Below are 19,735 nucleotides of genomic sequence, written 5' to 3' on the forward strand. Positions count from 1 at the left end.
CAAAGAACGCTTTAGTGTTGTTTCCGTATGTTGTTGCATCGCAATGTCTAAGAATAGTTTCTTAGCTGCTACAGATAGCTTAAAGAAATCCTTTGTAAATACAACAGGACTAATATATACGTACGGATTTGCTTTTTCTGTTTCCTCATTCAGAAAATGAGTCAGTTTGATTGTATATCGGCCATCTAAGCCATTTTCAATAGAGATTATGTTATGTAAGTTTAATTTCTTTAATGCAATATAGAATTGAGAGTGTTGGATATAAGCAAATTCTTCTTTATATTGCTTGTAATCTTCCCACATCATATGTATTGTTACATTTGGAATGACACCATTTGTATAGCATTTTTTATGTAAGTACAAGAATACTTCAAGATCTGCATTCGTAATACCGTATAATTTATGTTTTCTTCCGGTTTTTTCTGCAATTGCAGACATTGCGCGACGTGAAAAAGATGGTTTAGCTTTTTCAACAAAGCCTTCTACGTCAGCAATGCGATCTTCGTATGTCATGTGCTGTAGAATATCTTCTAAATATGTATCTTTATAGCTGTAGTATTTCTCCTCAAATGTTTCCACAAATTTTTGCCAAGATTTTAGTGTTACTAACACAGCATTGGTTGTTTCTCCATTTAAACTACGTTGATTTCGTATTACAAATGACTTTCCCATCTTTTTCACCTCCGTTCTACAAATTCAGAAATATATGCCAAAATACTATAAAATATACCAATTTTGATTATAGCAAAATGAAAAATGTTGAAAGGTGCCCCTTTAAGAGGAATTTTTAAAACATGAAACACGTTATAAACCCAATGATTATAAGGGATCGGAGAATCTATGGAAAAAAAATTGTGTTAAGGATATGGTAAAAAACGTTTCATGTCCTAATTGTATAAACACGATAATGAAACACGGGAAGATTGTTGATATATAGAGGATTGTGGGGAATTGTTTATAATTTTAGGTCAAGGATATGGCAAAAGTGTTTCATGTTTTAATCATAGGTCGTTCATTAGGGAAAGATACTGTAAATCCCTTTATATAAAGGGTTATAGGAGAAAATGTAATAGCTTTAAGGTCAAGGATATGGTAAAAGGTGTTTCATGTTTTGAGTTTTGGAAGGTCAAGGATATGGCAAAAGCGTTTCATGTTTGATATATAATGAAATTTACAAAAAAACTAAGGTGAACCTTTGGTACATAAGGTTTTTTGACTGTTCCATATGTATATTAAGGTCAAGGATATGGCAAAAGAGGGTTGTTAAAATTCAATGATTGTATGTATTAAAATAAAGATAAAACGTGGATACCTATGGATTTATAAGGTTTTTGAAAAAAATTTGTGTTACGTATTTAAATTAAGAAAAATTGATTGATGTCTCATGTTTTCGGATTTAGGTTAAGGATATGGCAAATTTATTTCAAATAAATTTGAAAGGATCTGGTGTATATGCGATATAAATTCTATTCATATGAACTTTTTATGAGAATATGGGAACGAATAGATAAAAATGTTTCATAATTTATAGGGAAGGTTCACTATATGGTAAAAAGTGTTTCATATCTTAATTCATTAGATTGATTGAAGACCTATTGAGAACTAATGTATAATTAATGTTATTTTATGTTGTAAACAAAGAAAATTCGTTTCATTTTTGCTTGAATATTACCAAAACTAGAAAACAATAAGTGTTTACATATATGTAATAGATTAAATGTTTGTTTGAAAGGAAATTACGGAAGGAGTGATAATGTGGAGAGATTAACACAACTGTTTACGGATGCATTATTAATATCTGAGCCTTTATACGGAAACAATAAAGTAGTTTGGAAAAAATGGACTGCTTTTAGTTCAGATGTAGAAAAAGATAATACTAAGGTTGTAACTTCTCAACATGTTTCACCATCTTTTTCGGCATTAGTATCATGGTTGAGTAAAAAGAATGAAGAAGGAATTACCTCATTACAAATTGGTATTAAGTTAAAAGAATATAAAGATGAAATTCATGCAGCTATTGAAAAGGTATTAGAAGACGAGTTTAAGAATGTTAATAAGTTTAAAGAAGGAACAATCATCCAGGAAGACGTAAATGACGATGAAACGGATGAACCAATTGATAAAGAATATTTCGAAGTTAATAATTCCGCGGTTTATTTTAAATTACGTGATGGAATCTCTAAAAATCACTTTGAAGAAGACTCAGGTATGGGGGTAAAATCTTATCCTATTGAAACAAAGGAAAGTAATGCAATAGCTCAACTCTCTTCTCACAGAGATGAAGATTTAAAGCTTATTAAAGATGATGAAGCATCTCGTTGGAATACTTTAGTGAATGATGTAATGAGCAATATGGATGATCTGACAGCTGATGTATTGGACTCCATTACTATACAGTGGCTAGCACAAGCAAAATCCCCAGATGAATTTATAGAATTTTCATATGAGCAAGTTTTGGATATGTGCAATGTACCAAAAAAGAAAGTAAGTAAAGGAGAATACTACAGACCTGAAGATAAAATTAAGGTTGCTAAGCGTATTGCAGCACTAGCAAGTATCTTCATTTATTTAAATGATGATAATGAAGTAGTAGTCTTAAATGAAGAAAATGAACATGATGAAAAATATAAAGTAAAGAGAGAAGTTGTCAAACGGTTATTTGTCTTGGATTCAGTTGTATTATGGAGACACAATACAACAAATGAATATATGGGCATTGAATCTTGCCGTATCAAACCAGGGAGTTTTTTAACAAGTTATTTATATGGTTCAAATAATACCACAGCATTATTATCTAAAAAGGCACTTGAGTATAATAGTTATCGACATAAGTATCATAAACGTTTAATTCGTTATCTAACATGGCAATGGAGAATACGACAAATATATTCAACTTTGAAGCGACCATACTCCATTGGAGGAGATAAAGGTCTATTAGCTGTTATGGCAATCCCGCTTACGTGGAAACCGAGTCGGATTAGAGAACACCTAGAGAATGTTCTTACTGACTTAGAAAAAGAGAACGTAATTTCTAAGTGGGAGTATACAGTAACATTAGATGAAGAACGTTTTAATAAGAAGAATTGGTTTAAAGATTATTGGGTGAATTTAAATATTACTATACTTCCACCGGAAGAATTAATTAAGTCAATGTATAATTTACCTAAGAAAAAAACACTAGAGTTAGAAAATAATACTGAAGAATCTGTAGAGTATTTTGAAAGGGCTAAGGATGTTGTTAATATGCCTCCGAAAAAAAATAGTGAAGAGCTTAATAGTTTTGATGAAGAGGCTGTTCGAGAGAAAATACTTAAACAACGCAAAGTTGATAATAAGTCTATACGAGAATTAGCAAAAGAAATAAGAATATCGGCACCTACATTATCTAGATTTTGTAACAGAGAAACCAAGCGGTTATCTGCAAATGCAGTAGAAAAAATGTCTAAGTGGTATGAGAGACAAGGAATATTAGAAAAAATGTAGTGATCAACCAGATTATTAAAGAAGAAAAAACATTTTGTAGGATGTTTTTTCTTCTTTTTATTATGCCTGTTTCTGAATAATGATTTATATGTGGTTTTTATGCTCTCTGAGAGAATAAATCCTTTGCAATAATATTAAATAAACACGCAGATACGCTAAGTACAGCAGCCCCCTCATTATATAAAAGCATTATAAAAAATAGAGAAAATAGAATCGCCATAAGTAAGATTTCATTTTTAGCCTGTTTGATATGTTTCAACATAGTTTACATCTCCTTATAAATTAGTTAGTAGAGTGCTAGGAACTAAAGCTAGACTCTCTATTTGCATATTTTACTTATCGAAGGGTCGTATTTTAATAGTACAAGAGTAATATTTTCATATTTTTAAAAAAATCTTGATATAAAAATTTAAATTGTGTAATATATGGGTATATTGTTAGTTTATTTGATTCCGTTTATTCCCACACCTTTTTTTGTGTTGTGGTTGAGTTGTAGAAGCAAGTTGCGTCTTGTTTCATTTGTGAAAGGGCTTCTTTGAGCCGATTAGTGTATATATAGCTTATTTCGCTATGCACATTATTAATCGACTTGAAGAAGCCCTTTTTGTGTTGTTTTCAAGTTTGCAGGCGGGGTTATTTATGATTCATAAAATAACAAATTAAACAGTAGAGGAGATAGTAAAATGAAAAAAGATTGTAGACACTTAAAACTAGTACCAACAGTAGAGGAGCATAAAACACGAATGGAAAATAATCAGAAGTCATATGCTGCACCAGCAATGTCATCTGAATCCAGAGCAAGAGTAAATCAAATGAGAGGGTGTTTTGAAGCAGAAATTATATTACCAGATGGTAAATTTCAATATTTCAAACCACATGCTCTTAATGAAAAAGAAGCCACTCAAGAAATCGCGTTATATATTGAAGGGATTCAGGAAATGAAGATAGGCTATGTTATCTTATGGCGCTTTGTCGGGCAACAAAGTTTTTACCATGGTACAAAGATTGTAGCTGAACCGAAGTTTCGTAAAATCATGCGAAAGCTAAAAGATTTTTTCTTCGATTATGAAGAAGTGGTTTATGAAACTGAAAAATAAGAAAGATAGAGGGGTATAAGTATGAAAAAGGATAAAATTTGGACAATATTAGATGATCCAAAAGAGCAGGAAACAAGGGGGCCATTTCAAGAACCGGATGATATATTCGCTGGTTTGGATGAGCTAACGGAGATTACAGATGAAGAACTACCATTCTAATTATGTCGAGGTAGTGTATAGAGGGTAAAAGGAAGAACTGAGTGATGTATATACTTGGATCTTCCTTTTTTTATTGCAAAAAAAGAACTTGGAGGAAAATATTATGAGAATAGGAAATGATTTAGCGGCGGGATTTTATCCAACACCACTAACAGAAGGGAAACACTTAATGCAACTATTACAAATGGAATCAGAGCGAGCTTATGCTTGCTTTGATCCATGCTGTGGAGAAGGGACAATTTTACGAAGTTTTGCAGATGAAATGAAGCAGGAGGGAGTTCAGTTTCATACGTATGGTGTAGAGCTGGATGAAAATAGATCTGGCAAAGCAAAAGAGCAATTAGATGTAGTGGTACGCTCAAGCTTTGAAAACATGATGATTAGTCATGACTACTTTCCGCTTATTTTTTTAAATCCCCCTTATAATACGGAGCTTCGTACAGAAAATAAAAAATCAGAGAAAATGGAGTTCAACTTCCTAAAGCGTGCTCACCTTTATTTACAAAATGGTGGGATTATGGTGTATGTCATTCCGTACGACAGATTCGCTAGAGACGATATCAGTTATTTTTTAGCAAAGAATTACGAGGAAATAGGCTTGATGCGTTTTGGTGATGAAAATGAAGAATTTGAGCAATTTAAGCAATGTGTTTTTATTGGCCGTAAGCGTGCAGCTACGAAAAATGATACATATTTCAATGATCGATTTGCGAATTTTTGTGAAAATATGTCCGATCTTGCTTTCGTAAGAAAACATGTGAGTACATTAGCACAAATGGTGAGTCATAAGGATTGGACTATACCTGAATTGCGTCATCAAAACAAACTTATTTTCACATCTCGCGTGGATTATAAAAGTGCTTATGAAGGTGTGGGGAAATCGGAAGGTATCTCGACATTTAAGAAGCGTTTAAATAGAGGAAATGGTTACTCACTTCAAGAGGAGAAAACAGATGCTGAAAGAGCAAAAATGCCAATTGCTTCCGGACAATTAGGACTATTGCTGATAACAGGTGTGGCAGACGGTTTGCTTGGTGAAGGTGATACACTCCATGCAGTTCGTGGATCTGAAAATGTGTATTATGAACATTCATTTGAGCAATTGGAAAAAACAACAAAAGAAGTTGTTTTACAAAAACGTCGCGCGAAATTTATCATTGCAACACCAAAAGGTGAAGTCAAAGAACTTGTCTAGGAAAGGAAGAAGGCTATGTCTGTACTATTAGGAATAGGAGCATTATTTATCGTATGGGAATTTAGTAATCGTATGTTTCGTATTGCTATTGTACTTACAGTCATTTGTTTATGTGCTTCTCAATTAGGTGCAGGTACACATTTGGAAGTATTAGAGCAATTCTCAGTATTCCATGGTGTAGACGATATATTATCTGCAGCTGAACAATCATTACCAGAGTGGAAACAGTTTATAGATTTTTAAAACATAAATTAAATGAGTAGGACACGAAACGTATCGATTATGATGCGTTTTTTATTTTAGGAGGGAAACTTATGCTACAAGAAATAATTAAAAAAGATACATTTGATCAGGAACAAACACCAGCGATGCTGCAATTGGAGACAGGAACTGCTTCACATTCAGCTTTTTGCTTTGCTATGGCAATAAACCATCATCGTGAAATACAATTTGCAGTACTAGGGGCGAATGATAGTACATTAAAGTCATTTAGGGCTGCCATATCGATGGGAACTAGCCGTTTGTATTTTGGAGAAGGAAAAAGGGAAGAATCACATTACACATTAGATAAAAAAGTGAATGTGATCTCAAAAGGACAATTTGAATTTATTAATACGCAAACTATCAATAAAAAGAAAGCAATTATTGCGTTTTCCAAACAATTAGAGACGAAATACATTGTTGCAATTGACGAAGCACCAGAAATGCAAGTGAGAGACTTCTTAATGGCCCCTCCGTACGGCTTGCCAATTTTAGAAGAATGGGCGAAGCCAATTTATGAGGAGATGCTAACAAGAAATCTATTACAGCCATTAGAGGTATATTTTGATAAGAATGAATTTTCTTCTCTATCTATTGCACAAGTTGTACTAAAAGAAAAGGATTGTAAAGAGTTTTTATCAGAAATGATTCGCTCTGGAAAATGTCAATTTCCACAAGAGGGTACAGGCGAAAAAATTAATAAAATACAAGATTTAAATGAATATCTACTGGAATATTCACCTGTCATGCTTGATAAGGTAACAAAATTAGATGAGCCATTGCATCAACCAATGAAAGATCAGGCATTATCTCATTTTGATACATACAAGAGACCATTATTCCCTGTACAGGCACATGTAGCAACAGGTGCAGCAAAAGCATTACAAGTACAAAAAGGAATCATTATACAGGGGGAAATGTCGTCCGGCAGTGCGGCACGTTCCGCTATAAGTGTAGCTTAAACACGAAAAGCGGGGGCCAAATCTTATTAAGATTGGTTACAACTCTTTAAACGATTTACAGGGTGAAAATTCCCTGTCATGACTAATATTCCAATTCAAGTCATGTCTATGAGACTCCTACATGCGCCTATCATTCCAATGTGATAGGGGTCTGAAGCTAGGTGAAGCCGTCCTTGAAGCGAACTCGTTAAACGTGGATTTAGGGCGGTAGGCTTTAAAAACATTCTATGATGAGCGAAATCGAACCCTCGTATGTACGCTCCGTTACTCATTCCCCAATCTAATAACGAGATATATGATTGGGTCTTGCGTGAAGATATTTCTCTCTTGCCTGAGGAGAAATTGCTTATATAGGTCTTTCCAGAGTTTATATAAGATTCATGAGAGTTAGGAATAGTCTACTCATGAACAAGTAGCGTCGGAGTATAGAGGGCATCTAAGGAATGTAAAAGAAGGGCTGGTTTAAAGGGAACGTGCGAGAGCCAATAAGCGGAGGTATTGGAGCCTATGAAACTTATTGGAAGTCAGCGACACCATAGTACCTATGATGAATAGCCGTTTGTATCTTGCTATAAGTTGCTTCTGCAACGAAGTGTAGGAGAGGAGAGAAACTATTCTAGGGAAGGGTGTTAGTCGAGAAGTATTGCACTAATTGAGGAAATGTTCAAACGAACCATGTGAGAGTAAAAGAGTTAATTCATTTCGGATAGTCCATTTCTCTAATCAAGGGGGCGATCCATATAAAAATGAAGGATAATAAACAATTTCCACAAAACGAAAAAGAGCTAAAACTAGCACTCGATAGCATGTACCGAATAGCCAAAGAAAGTAGTAAACCTTTCTATAACCTAATTGAACTTATGAAGAACGAGCAGACTATACTGACCGCCATTCATAATATCAAGGGTAATAAAGGAAGCAAAACTGCTGGCACTGATGGTAAGACTATGGACTACTATCTTCAAATGGGCAGAGATAAGTTGATGTCTCTAATTCGTAGGAACATTAATAACTATCAACCTAGTCCAGTAAGAAGAAAGTACATTCCAAAATCAAATGGTAAGCAACGTCCTTTGGGTATTCCTAACATGATAGACCGCATCATACAAGAAATAGCCAAAATTGTCATTGAACCCATAGCCGAAGCTAAATTTTATCATTATAGCTTTGGTTTCAGACCAATGCGTTCAGCTGAGCAAGCTATTGCTGAAACACTTGAACGTATCAGGAGAAGCAAAACCTATTGGGTAATTGAAGGCGATATTAAAGGGTATTTCGATAACATCAATCACAATAAGTTGATTGAAATAATGTGGAAAATAGGAATCCGAGACAAAAGAGTGCTTATGATGATTAAGAAAATGCTAAAAGCAGGAATTATGGAAGAAGGAAAGGTCAGAGATAACGTTAGTGGTTCACCACAAGGCGGTATCATCTCACCTCTTTTGGCTAACATTTATCTTAATTATTTTGATTGGGAGATTGCTAGAATGTTCCAAGAGCATCCAGCTAGATACAAGGTCAAAGACGTTTCTAGAAATGGACTACAACGTGTCCGACAAAGACATGAAGATACATTTCTAATTCGATACGCAGATGACTGGGTTATCCTTTGTAAAAGCGAGGGAAATGCCAAGCGGATTCTCAAAAAAGTGGAGAAATATTTTAACCACCAATTGAAACTGGAGCTGTCCAAAGAGAAGACCTTAATTACTGATGTGAGAACGAATAGAGTCAATTTCTTAGGATTCTGGATTTTTGCAGAAGAACATCGGCTTAGAAAAGGCAACATACAAGGAAAAGCTATCCCTAACATGGATAAAGCCAAGTTGAAAATAAAGGAGATTAATAAAAATATTAAAACCCTTTATGACCATCGTGGTAATAAATCCAAACAGGTTGCCATAATCGAGAGTATCAACTCAAAGATTGTTGGCATAGCAAATTATTATAAAATCGCCAATGTATCTACTATATTTCAAGGGTTTGACAAACGTATTCATTACGCCCAATGGAGAACATGGTTGTTTATGAACAATCGACGTGGACGATATTATCAACTAACCACTCCAGCGGATACTCTCTTAAATAGAAGAGATAGACACAAAGAGCAAAAAAGTAAAGTATTCTTCATTGAAGAACATGGAGCTAAAGTAGGAATCACCAAATTTGCATTTACGCCAAAACGTAATGCGATGAAAGTGAATCTCTTAATGTCGCCCTATACAGATAATGGCCGAAGTATTTATAAACGGACAACCGGCAAACGTGAGGCACTAGAAAGACCGAATTTCTTCCAAGAAGAGATTCCTTTCTACCAACTCAACAACCGTTATCCGATATATAACTTTGAATTCTATCTGAATAGAGAATACGCATTTAACAGAGATAGGGGAAAATGTAACTGTTGTAAGGTTCAGCTAAATGAATGGAATCTTAACACACATCATAAAAACCCTAAACTACCGCTTAATAAAGTCAATAAGGTGATAAATCTGGTTTCCTTGTGCAAAACATGCCACAAGCTGGTTCACAACGAAAATCCCGTTACCAATACAAAAGGTGGAAAGAAAATAGAGCAACTTAGAAAGTTGCTTAAAGAGGTTAAGTAAGTACGGCTTTCGAGGATAAATTAACTCTTATTCGTATTTGAACAAATTAGTGTAATGGCGGTTATAGTCGTAATGCTATAACAGTCTTTATGGAGAACTGAGACAACAGTTTGAAATATGGTTTCCCGATGGAACGCCGTATGCGGTGAAAATCGCACGTACGGTGTGGGGCGGGGGAAAAGGTGGAGATTACTTCAAAGTCTTACCTATCGCACCCGAAATGGGTAGTGGCTACCTCAATCCTTACGGATTGAGATGCCACACATAAAGTGCAATTATGACAGCGACAGTAGATGGATATTTCCATTTAACCGGGAAAAAAGGGTATCGTACCTGCGTATTTGTTCCACCGACTCTTACTGAGAAGTGGGCAAAAGAAGAAATACGACACTTAATACCAGACGCAGACGTACATCTGATTAAACGTACAGAGGATTTAATACGCATTCATCAATCTTGGATTCAGGCAGGAAGACCAAAACCAGAAAAACCAACCTTTTTTGTCATTAGTTTTACAACGATGCGAGGGGATTCTATCAAACAAATGCCATTGCCTTATAAGAAAATTGCACTTCCCAAGAAGTCGGAGGAAGAGGTGCAAAGATATTATAAGAATGGATATTACTGTCCAGATTGTGGTGCTAAGTTACGTAAAAAAACATCTTCTATCATGGTTCACCAAGCTAATGGCGAACAGAAAGAAGTCTGTCAGTATAAAGATTTTACAGGAAGTGACTTAGATTCGAAAACAAATAAAAACAGTGTATGTGCTGATTGTAATTCAAATATTTGGAGTCCAAAAGTAAAAACAAAATATGCAAGTTTTAAAGATTGGACCAAATATGAAAATAAATTATTGCAAGCAATAAAAGAGGGAAATAAACCGCTGCAAAAACAACTAGAGTTAGAGAATCGTGTGAAGCCATATGATGCGAAGCAATCAGGAAGAGCATATCGAAAGGTAGCTACTGTTGAGTATATTCGTAGAAAAATGAAACACTTTTTTGATGCTTTAATTTGTGACGAAGTCCACGAATTAAAAAGTGAAACAGCACAAGGAACTGCCTTAGGAAGTTTAGCAAAGGTTTGTAAGAAAGTTGTAGCTGGAACAGGTACATTATTTGGTGGCCGCGTGCGCTCGTAAGGGTGCTTAGTAATTCGATTTGTAGGAGAATCGTAGGTTAGTAGAGGTATCAACAGAACCTATCATCACCAACCTTACTCGTGAGGGAAACCAATAACGGGGACAACAGCATGGTGGTAATGTCATAAGTCACCTAACTATCACGGTGCAACTGAATGGCTAGATGAAAAGATTCAGACGAGGATAAATGCTATACTGCGTGAATGATAGCCAGAGGGGTCCTAGCGAAGACATAGACGGAAGATAGTTACAAACGTCTGTTGACCATATACCATTTGTCCGCTCGGCCAACAAATGGTTACTATCTTTGAGACTGCTTTTCCATCTTAAAGATTATACCTCAGTGGTCTCCCAACCATAATCAATGGTAAATGGCGAAAGTCGTATCCGACACTGAATCATTCCTATGTTACTAAGTATGCTAAGCGAGGATTGTCTAAGTCAGAATGCCTGTATCAAAAGGCTATAACATATCTGATGTTTGAATATCTGATATGACAACGGAGAACCCATAGTAGTCTGAGCTAGGGAAAGCCTAGTACATGGCGAAGGGGTCAGGTTATCCAGTCCATTAATAAAATTAGGAAGGTGTGTAATACACTATGCAAATCCCGAAAGTAATTATGGACAATCTAGTTAAACAGTCCATTAAAAATCAAAATTTTACATTTAATCGAATCTATCGACACCTTTATAATGTGGAGTTCTTTCTTGACGCATATAGCCACATAGCTAGTAAAGAAGGAAATATGACGAAAGGAACAGATGGAAAAACGATTGATGGGATGAGTATTGGGAGAATCAACAAAATTATTGAACAATTAAAGGATGAAAGTTACCAACCTAATCCATCAAGAAGAGAATATATATCCAAGAAATCCGGAGGCCAAAGACCATTAGGTATTCCATCGGTAGACGATAAATTAGTTCAAGAAGTTGCTCGCAGATTACTCGAAGGCATTTATGAACCAGTTTTCAAAAAATCATCGCATGGTTTTAGACAAAAGCATAGCTGTCATACAACTTTAAACCAGATACAAAAGAATTTCACGGGTGTGAAATGGTTTGTTGAAGGGGATATTAAAGGTTTCTTTGATAACATCGACCACCACATTCTAATAGGACTGCTAAGGAAAAAAACAAAAGATGAAAAGTTCATTCGTCTAATATGGAAATTCTTAAAAGCAGGGTATTTGGAGGATTGGGTGTACCATAGGACATTTAGTGGAACACCTCAAGGTGGCATCATTAGTCCTATTCTAGCGAATATTTATCTTCACGAATTGGATTCGTATATGGAGACATATGCTGAACAGTTCAACAGAGGTAAAAAACGCAAAAGAACTCATGAATATAGAGCCTTAGAATGGCAACTAACAAAGTTAAAGAAATCTGATGATGAATGGAAACAGATGAATGATGAAGAGAAAAAAGAGCATAAAAAAGCATACAACGAACTAATTAAAAGAAGAAACAACATGAATGCTACTGATCCGTTTGATAATAGTTTTCGTAAGCTTTACTACACTAGATATGCTGATGATTTTTTAATCGGAGTAATAGGAAGTAAACAGGATGCGGAGCAAATAAAAAGGGATATAAAAGAATTTCTCTTTAACGAGCTAAATCTCGAACTATCAGATGAAAAAACACTTATTACCCATAGTTATAGGGAGAAAGCACGCTTCCTCGGTTTCGATATTACAGTAAGTAAAAGTAATCAAGCGAAAAGAGGAAAAGACGGCAAACTTCAAAGACAAAATAATGGGAAGATTAAGCTGTATGTGCCGAAGGGAAAATGGATAAATAAACTTCTTGAAAAGAAAATTTTAAAGATGGATGGTAACGATTGGAGAACACTCCATAGAACTGAATTAATTAATTATGATGACCTAGAAATCCTAAGCATCTATGACGCGGAATTACGTGGTTTCTATAACTACTACAAAATGGCAAACAATGTTAGTGTGCTGAATAAAATGGCATACATCATGGAATATAGCATGTACAAAACATTCTCTGCTAAGTACAAAATTTCAGTCAGAAAAGTAATTGCTAAATTTAATGTTAATGGGGTTTTCACTGTTCAATATGAAACAAAGAAGGGAACAAAGTCAAGACAGCTAATAAGCTCTTTCACTAGAGATGTAAAAATTAGCAAAGACAATTTAGTTGATTCCCTGCCTAATACGTGGAAATACAGCGGAGTGACTAGCACAATCGATAGACTTAAAGCAAGAGTATGTGAACACTGTGGCGCAACGAATGTCGATTTGGAAATGCATCATGTCCGCAGATTAAAAGACTTAAAGAAAAAGAAAAATCTTAAACATTGGGAGCGAATTATGATAGCTCGTAACCGGAAAACTATTGCACTATGCGCAAGGGGACAAGGCAATGACTGTCATATGAAACTACAATATGGACGACTTAATTAGATGGATAATAGTGAGCCGTATGCTTGGAGACTTGCACGTACGGTTCTGGGGGAGAGTAGACAGAAACCTACCATAGAAATACGGTAAGGCGCTGGCTGCTTATCCTGCGCAAGCGATGTATTCTATACGTTATGGCGTTTATTCCCTCAAAAAATGGTGAAAAGTGGTTTTGAATACAGTTCTTTCATGGAATGGAATGAAACCTACGGAAACATCGAGAGAACATATTACCATGATGGTGAGGTTACATCTAATATAGCTTCACGCGGAGCACAAGGTATATTAGATAAAACTAAGGTTGTACCTGGTATTTCACCTTATGTGTTTACCCAATTTTTAATGGATACAACCATTAATGTACGCTTAAAAGATGTGTGGCCAAATCCTGTGGAGTTAATTAATGTACCTACGATTCTTGTCGATATGTCGGAAGAACAAAAGCAAGCCTATGAGCATATGAAAGAGTCGTTTGAAAAAGCAATTGAAGCAGCGAAAGGTACACCAGACGCCGGAAAACTGTGGCTTTCTTATATTCGTACAGGTAATGCATATCCAGACAATATGATCCATTATCCGAACTATTACTTAGATGATGCAGAAAAAGAACTGGTTTGGTCTAATGATACATTCAAATTTGATGAGGATTGTATACAGCCTAAAGAGAAGGAGTTGCAAGATATATTGCGTACAGAAATTTCTGAGGGCCGTCCAACAATCGTATACGTATGTGATACAGGATCTACAGTAAAAGAACGAGACGTTCAACCCCGTTTACAGAAGGTTGTAGAGCAAATACCTGGTGCGAAAGTAGCTATTCTCCGTACCAATACAGTTACTCCGCCAAAACGTAGTGAATGGCTAAAAGATCAAGTGAATAGCGGTGTGAATGTAATTATATGCTCGCTAGAATTAGTGAAGGTGGGTCTTGATTTACTGGCAACACCTACATTGATATTTTATCAATTACCATTTAGTTTATTCGCGTTGAATCAGGCAGCTAGAAGACACTGTCGTATTGGACAAACTAAACAATGTAGGACCTTCTATCTTGGATACCGAGAAACGTTCCAGCAGCAGATGGCGCAATTAATTGCCCAAAAGAATAAAGCTGCTGAAGCAATGAACGGTGAGGCTACAAGCGATGGGCTGAATGCAATGCTTGGTGATAATGGAGATCTACAGACTCTATTAATTCAAAACATTAAGAGTGGAAATCAATTAAAGGGTTCAACAGAGGAATGGACAAAAGCAGCATCTGATGAATCGAAGCGGGTTCTTGCAAACATAGGTAATGTCGTTGCGCCTGTATTTGAATCAATTGAAATTCAATTTACGAATTGGGTGGAGAAATTACCAGGAACGATGGACGTAGCATTTATGAAAGAGGCTCAATTTGTACAAAGGGCCGTTGAATGTATTAAAAAAGAGCAAGTACCTGGTGTTCGAGTGAAGCAGAATGTACTTGAAATAGATGGAGAAATAGAAGGTGTCATTCGAGCTTTAACAACACTGAATACTGATAAGCGCATGCTTGTACAAAAACAGGATATCACATTCTGGGATTCAGTTATTGTTGAAGTAGATTCTTCTAAAAAGAAAGGAAAACGAAAAAACAAAGTAATCGATGGACAGTTTGAGTTCGATTTATTTGGATGATCGAGAGGGGAATATTATGTTTACAAAAATTTTTATTGGTCTATTTTGTTATGTGTTTTTAGTAGTTCGTAATTCAAAGAAAAAATTTCTAATAGAAGAAGCCAAGAAAAAAGAAATGGAAAATAAACCGGTGGAACGCCCTGTTTATTGGTGCCCAAGAGAAAACAAGCCTATTGGAAGGGAACAAGAGCGTGTTACTGTTCCAACAAAAGAAATCACCTTAGAAAAGGATGTAGCAAGTATATATGATTTAGTTGCTACATCTGTTCATAAGAATCTGGGTGAGGAAGAGAGTAACAGGTTCAAAAATGAGGATATAGAAGAAGTGGAGTATGCTGAATCTTTTCATCATACTCCTACTACTGAAGTTGTTTGTGATATTCCTTTTCCAAGTGATGAGGATATACCTGAAGAATTATTCGAATATGAGGACATGTATCCACAACCAGAATATGTTTCAATTCCACCGGAAACGGAACACGTTTTTCCTGTTCAACAAGGAGTAGCTGATGTTGAAGATATGGATTTTGTGAGGTGGACTGCAAAAGTAATAGAACAAGAACAAGGACTAACACGTGTCATAAATATGTCTAATAAAAAGCGTTATTGGATTCATACAGAGGGAGAGATATTACCGAAAAATCAATTACTGTATATGAAATTAGAGGTCGATTCACCTTATTCTTATACACTAGTTGATTGGAGTAATAGACAACTAGGGAATATATAATTCTATTTCCTAGTTGTATTTTCTTAGTTAAATAGCATGAAATACAGCATTTTTCCACTCATTTGTACAAGAGTAAAATATTTTTTTATTTTTGTACAAATGAGTGGGACAGAATGATTCACCATATAAAGATATTCGACTATAATGAGACATTGTGTACGTCATTGTAATATTAAAATGTTTAAGATTAAGTGATTAATAATCTTAAAACAGGAGAACTGAGAACTCTCCGCAATATTACAATGCTTTAAATAAATAGTATTAAATCGTTAATCTTACATGACGGATTTTTAATTAAAGTAAATAGGAGTGATGATATATGGTAATAAATCATATAAGCAACAACGTAGTAGAAAAATTAGAACAAACGGTGCGTTATGAAAAGAAGCAAGTCCAGGTATTACGTGTAAGTAAAAGTAGTTCAAACATCCATGCTTACATGATTTTTCCGGAATTTTCAGAGGTTAAAATTTCAAATACCGAACTGGATGAATATATAGAAAACCTGTCAACAAGCGTGAAGTATGTAATTGATCGCAAGTTGAGTCAACAAGAAATTGAAAAACAAAATCATTCTTTCATTATGACGTGTGAAGTCGAGGAAGATGGTGTGATAGATGATGAAACGATTCATTTTAATACGACGTATGTAAAACCACCAACAATTGCAAATAAAGTATTTAAGTTGGTATGTGGATTAGGGAATCGCTTAGATAGCTTAAAAGAACTACATATTACAGTATTAAATAATAATATTAACCGAATTGAAATTGAGTTTTACAATGAAAATGAAACATATGTGGCAGTAGAAAAAGAAGAAATTGCAAATGCAATTATGGGGGCATATACAAAAGCAAATATCTATTATGCAGCAGATCTTTATTATGCTGCAGAAGGAAATGAAATCAAATTAAAGAGCATCAAACCAAAATTAGCGGGTGATGTGTGATGAAACGAGAAAAAGGAATGATAGGAGTCTTATGCACGCTTGTTTTGATGATTTTATTACTTGTACCCTTACAAGCAGCTCAAGCTTCTGTGAAAGTAGATTTTAATGAGTTAAAAGGAAATGATGTTTCGTCATCATTTACAGATGGACTAAACAATCGAACGAAAACAACAGAGAAAGATGATTCATTTGGATCATCAATCATTCAAAAGATTGAAGGATTGTATGCGCTGGCTTTTAAAGTAGGAGTCAATATCTTTTCTATTTCATTCGTATTAGGAGTTATTGTCATGGTTATGGCATTAATTACAAAGAATGGTCAATGGATGAAGTGGGCAACCGGAAGTATGATTTTCTCATTTATCAGCATGATGTCGATGAGACTAAGTGTATACTTCTTATTTAGTTCCGATGTATTTTCGTTTATGAACATCTTTACGGATTTTTTAGACCTGTTTAAAGCAACAGCACTTATTTTCACACCATTTATGTTAATCGCAGGTATTCGTTTAAGAAGAATTCATGAGAGTACAAAACAGCCGGAATATTACCGTTGGGCCAACCGTGTCATAACGGGATCTTGTTTGCTGTGTATGTTAGCCGTACTCGCTCCATGGCTATTTGCTAATATGTAAATAACTATATATAAAGATAGAAAAGGTACTGAATCTACATTCAGTACCTTTTATCTACCCATTAGGTTCTTTCTTTCATATTCTTCAAATACTTCTTCTGAAATTGGCGATAGTATGCCGCTCAAATACACCGCGGTATATAAAAAGTATTGCCCATCTCTTGTTTTAATTGTATGAGTACCGTGTTCCTCATTGTTTGGAATAATTCGTTCAATTTTGAGTTGCTTTTTATCACAAATGATCTCTTGTACTCTATATAAATTATGTATCGGTAAACGATTAATATACAAACAAAGGTACTCTAGTAGAAATAGAATAACAGTCATTTGTAGAATGAAGGCAATCTTTAATAGAGTTGGTATGGATGTAAATAATACTAGAAATATAGAGACCAAGAAAATATTTAACTTTGAAAACCACTTTTCATATTGGTTTAAAGAAATAATACTTTTCTTATTCTGGAAAACTTGGAACCTCGTTATAAGGAAAAGAGCTGCAAAGATTCCTTCATAACTAAACCAGGTTTTCCACTCTGTATCAGTAAGTTCCAGCAATATATATATGATACCGGTAGATACGATCAGTGGTACCAGCTGTACCAAACTAAATAGTATGGTATGTTCTAACATTCTTTTCTTGTAGATACGATTAGTAATTGAATCCAAGTTTCTTAACTCCTTCTGCAATTTTCATGATGACACCACCAATAAGAAGATGGTATTCGCCAATTCCTTTTTCATTTACGTACCAACACATATAGTGTCGGATACCTTCTTTTGCACCATGGTCATGTAAAGGGAAAGGAGATGCGTACTTTTTAGATGACATATTATTATCACCGAAAGGAACCTGTTCTGCAAGTGCAAAACGTTTCTTCGAATCATTTATAATCCAACAACCATAGTTTACTGATCCATACCATATTGCGTCTTTGTGAATTGGATCAATAGAAGGTTGTGCTGGATAACTTTCAGCTAGTATTTGCGCTTTTTCTTCACGAAGTTGCTGATGTATGTGTGAATTCAATGGATCTTCCGTTCCGATTTCATAGGTTTCCTCAAAATTCCCACACTCATAAGGGATAAGGGGATTATTTGAATCAGCTGCTAATTGTAGACTGCAAGAATCTGATTTTGAAAGATAGTATACACAGTCTTTGCAAGTGAAAAAGTTTGAAAAAGCTGAATCTGTTTCTTGTTCTGTTACGGTATTATCTACTACAAGTTTTAACATGTCTATCACAATCCTTTTTAGGCTAGTTCAAAAATTAATATAGACGTATCATATCATGCTTATAATTAAATGTAAATATTTTCCATATAAAAACAACCTTATTAATTTTGAAAGGACTGTTTGTATTGAATAGAAATCGAGAATATATTGTTTTGCGAAATTCCATTTTAATAGGTTGGCTGCTCACAATTACTGTTATTGGCTTATCTATCTATTTTTCTTCTGTTGTTTATTTATTAATCGGATGTTTCATTTTATCGTTAAAATACGGATTAATGGGCACCGTGAAAAATGTGGAAAAACGTTTGCCTACCTGGGCCAACTTTGGCGTCATTGAAAAACCAGTAAATCGAAGAGTGACAAGACCATTTCAGTTTAGGGGAGGACTCCTTGTTTCATTAGCATTAGGAGTCGTAGAGATGGTGATAAAAGGCTTATGTATCTCATATTTTATTTTAGGATTAGAAACGCATGTCTATCGTTTAATGCGCAGAAACGCAAGGGTGTAAAAAGGAGGACTCTATTATGAAAGTATTGATATTCGAATTGATTCTTATTGCGGTTCTAATACCGTTGAATAGTGTTGTGAAAAAACATGTACGAAAATGGAAAGGAAAAGCGGGAGAGAAACTGGTAAAACGTATACTAAGTAAATTAGATCCAAAAAGTTACTTTGTGTTACATAATGTGACGGTTTATACGGAGTTCGGTGATACAACGCAAATTGACCATATTGTTATCGCTGAAACAGGTGTATTTGTTGTAGAGACGAAGAACTATGAGGGCTGGATCCTATGGAAGTGAGAAAGCGGCAAGGTGGACACAGGGTATTTTTAGAAAGAAATCCTCTTTTCAAAATCCATTTCGACAAAACTATAAGCATATAAAAGCAATTGAATGGGCGATGGAACAACAGCTGCCGTGCATCTCTATAGCAGCGTTTCATCCAAAATGCAGTTTAAAAAGAGTAGATATTCATTTTAAAGGTAAACACGCCCTATATTATAACGACTTAAAAAGTTGTATTGAATCATATACTGAGGTGCAACTAACAAATGATGAGGTACAACATATTTATCAAACTATGTTGCGAGCAAACATTACGGATAAGGATATTAAAAAGAAACATGTGAAGTATTTACATAATAAGTTCGCTAAACAATAAGAAACGGAGAAAGGGA

The 19,735-nt window shown here is 34.9% G+C and carries 14 protein-coding genes and 5 pseudogenes; 15 read left to right on the top strand and 4 right to left on the bottom strand.

What is annotated here, in order from left to right; genetic code table 11:
- Nucleotides 1–672 (bottom strand): annotated as a pseudogene (locus tag NST86_RS31715) (hypothetical protein); the annotation flags it as partial.
- Between the two features lie 1,083 nt (nucleotides 673–1,755).
- On the opposite strand from NST86_RS31715, the gene NST86_RS31720 reads away from it, so the two are divergent.
- On the top strand, nucleotides 1,756–3,483 hold the full coding sequence (locus tag NST86_RS31720) for a helix-turn-helix domain-containing protein (RefSeq protein ID WP_340935281.1): 1,728 nt from the start codon (nucleotides 1,756–1,758) through the stop codon (nucleotides 3,481–3,483).
- 97 nt (nucleotides 3,484–3,580) lie between these two features.
- Here NST86_RS31720 and NST86_RS31725 read toward each other — a convergent pair whose 3' ends face one another.
- Complete coding sequence (locus tag NST86_RS31725) at nucleotides 3,581–3,745, bottom strand: hypothetical protein (protein WP_000912109.1); 165 nt, start codon at nucleotides 3,743–3,745, stop codon at nucleotides 3,581–3,583.
- Nucleotides 3,746–4,166: 421 nt separating this feature from the next.
- On the opposite strand from NST86_RS31725, the gene NST86_RS31730 reads away from it, so the two are divergent.
- From NST86_RS31730 to NST86_RS31785, 12 genes and pseudogenes are all read left to right on the top strand, one after another.
- The gene (locus NST86_RS31730; protein WP_042596302.1) at nucleotides 4,167–4,580 is read left to right on the top strand and encodes a DUF6018 family natural product bioysynthesis protein; all 414 of its coding nucleotides are present in this window, start codon (nucleotides 4,167–4,169) and stop codon (nucleotides 4,578–4,580) included.
- A gap of 21 nt (nucleotides 4,581–4,601) precedes the next feature.
- Nucleotides 4,602–4,739, top strand: a complete 138-nt coding sequence (locus tag NST86_RS31735) for a hypothetical protein (protein ID WP_000710812.1) — start codon at nucleotides 4,602–4,604, stop codon at nucleotides 4,737–4,739.
- A gap of 103 nt (nucleotides 4,740–4,842) precedes the next feature.
- Entirely contained in the window at nucleotides 4,843–5,934 is a 1,092-nt protein-coding gene (locus tag NST86_RS31740; RefSeq protein WP_340935284.1) for a DUF6094 domain-containing protein, read from the top strand.
- 15 nt (nucleotides 5,935–5,949) lie between these two features.
- Nucleotides 5,950–6,177 carry a hypothetical protein gene (locus NST86_RS31745; RefSeq protein WP_086423571.1) on the top strand — a complete coding sequence of 76 codons (228 nt, stop codon included), beginning with the start codon at nucleotides 5,950–5,952 and terminating at the stop codon, nucleotides 6,175–6,177.
- A gap of 71 nt (nucleotides 6,178–6,248) precedes the next feature.
- Nucleotides 6,249–7,133: pseudogene (locus NST86_RS31750) on the top strand (hypothetical protein); the annotation flags it as partial.
- Nucleotides 7,134–7,903: 770 nt separating this feature from the next.
- A complete protein-coding gene (ltrA, locus tag NST86_RS31755; RefSeq protein ID WP_000654328.1) occupies nucleotides 7,904–9,769 on the top strand; it encodes a group II intron reverse transcriptase/maturase in 1,866 nt (621 codons plus the stop codon).
- Between the two features lie 268 nt (nucleotides 9,770–10,037).
- Nucleotides 10,038–10,901, top strand: a pseudogene (locus NST86_RS31760) (hypothetical protein); the annotation flags it as partial.
- A 614-nt stretch (nucleotides 10,902–11,515) separates the two neighbouring features.
- Nucleotides 11,516–13,351 (top strand): reverse transcriptase/maturase family protein, encoded by a 1,836-nt coding sequence (locus tag NST86_RS31765; RefSeq protein ID WP_086423569.1) that lies wholly within the window; start codon nucleotides 11,516–11,518, stop codon nucleotides 13,349–13,351.
- Nucleotides 13,352–13,459: 108 nt separating this feature from the next.
- A pseudogene (locus tag NST86_RS31770) lies at nucleotides 13,460–15,007 on the top strand (DEAD/DEAH box helicase); the annotation flags it as partial.
- Nucleotides 15,008–15,023: 16 nt separating this feature from the next.
- Nucleotides 15,024–15,737: a transposase gene (locus tag NST86_RS31775; protein WP_086423567.1), complete on the top strand. Its 714-nt coding sequence runs from the start codon at nucleotides 15,024–15,026 to the stop codon at nucleotides 15,735–15,737.
- A gap of 319 nt (nucleotides 15,738–16,056) precedes the next feature.
- Entirely contained in the window at nucleotides 16,057–16,686 is a 630-nt protein-coding gene (locus tag NST86_RS31780; protein WP_000236379.1) for a hypothetical protein, read from the top strand.
- Nucleotides 16,686–17,321 carry a hypothetical protein gene (locus NST86_RS31785; protein ID WP_140159059.1) on the top strand — a complete coding sequence of 212 codons (636 nt, stop codon included), beginning with the start codon at nucleotides 16,686–16,688 and terminating at the stop codon, nucleotides 17,319–17,321. The genes NST86_RS31780 and NST86_RS31785 overlap by 1 nt, the downstream gene beginning before the upstream one ends.
- Nucleotides 17,322–17,371: 50 nt before the next feature.
- Here the strand turns inward: NST86_RS31785 and NST86_RS31790 are convergent, their stop codons facing one another.
- The gene (locus tag NST86_RS31790) at nucleotides 17,372–17,950 is read right to left on the bottom strand and encodes a hypothetical protein (RefSeq protein WP_086423577.1); all 579 of its coding nucleotides are present in this window, start codon (nucleotides 17,948–17,950) and stop codon (nucleotides 17,372–17,374) included.
- A gap of 19 nt (nucleotides 17,951–17,969) precedes the next feature.
- Nucleotides 17,970–18,554 carry a hypothetical protein gene (locus NST86_RS31795; RefSeq protein ID WP_044798494.1) on the bottom strand — a complete coding sequence of 195 codons (585 nt, stop codon included), beginning with the start codon at nucleotides 18,552–18,554 and terminating at the stop codon, nucleotides 17,970–17,972.
- Between the two features lie 125 nt (nucleotides 18,555–18,679).
- On the opposite strand from NST86_RS31795, the gene NST86_RS31800 reads away from it, so the two are divergent.
- Together NST86_RS31800 and NST86_RS31805 are read left to right on the top strand one after the other, a co-directional pair.
- Nucleotides 18,680–19,063 carry a hypothetical protein gene (locus tag NST86_RS31800; protein WP_086423566.1) on the top strand — a complete coding sequence of 128 codons (384 nt, stop codon included), beginning with the start codon at nucleotides 18,680–18,682 and terminating at the stop codon, nucleotides 19,061–19,063.
- A 16-nt stretch (nucleotides 19,064–19,079) separates the two neighbouring features.
- Nucleotides 19,080–19,719: pseudogene (locus NST86_RS31805) on the top strand (nuclease-related domain-containing protein).
- Nucleotides 19,720–19,735: the final 16 nt, after the last annotated feature.

Source organism: Bacillus sp. FSL L8-0199, assembly GCF_038005705.1.
Classification (GTDB): Bacteria; Bacillota; Bacilli; order Bacillales; family Bacillaceae_G; genus Bacillus_A; species Bacillus_A cereus.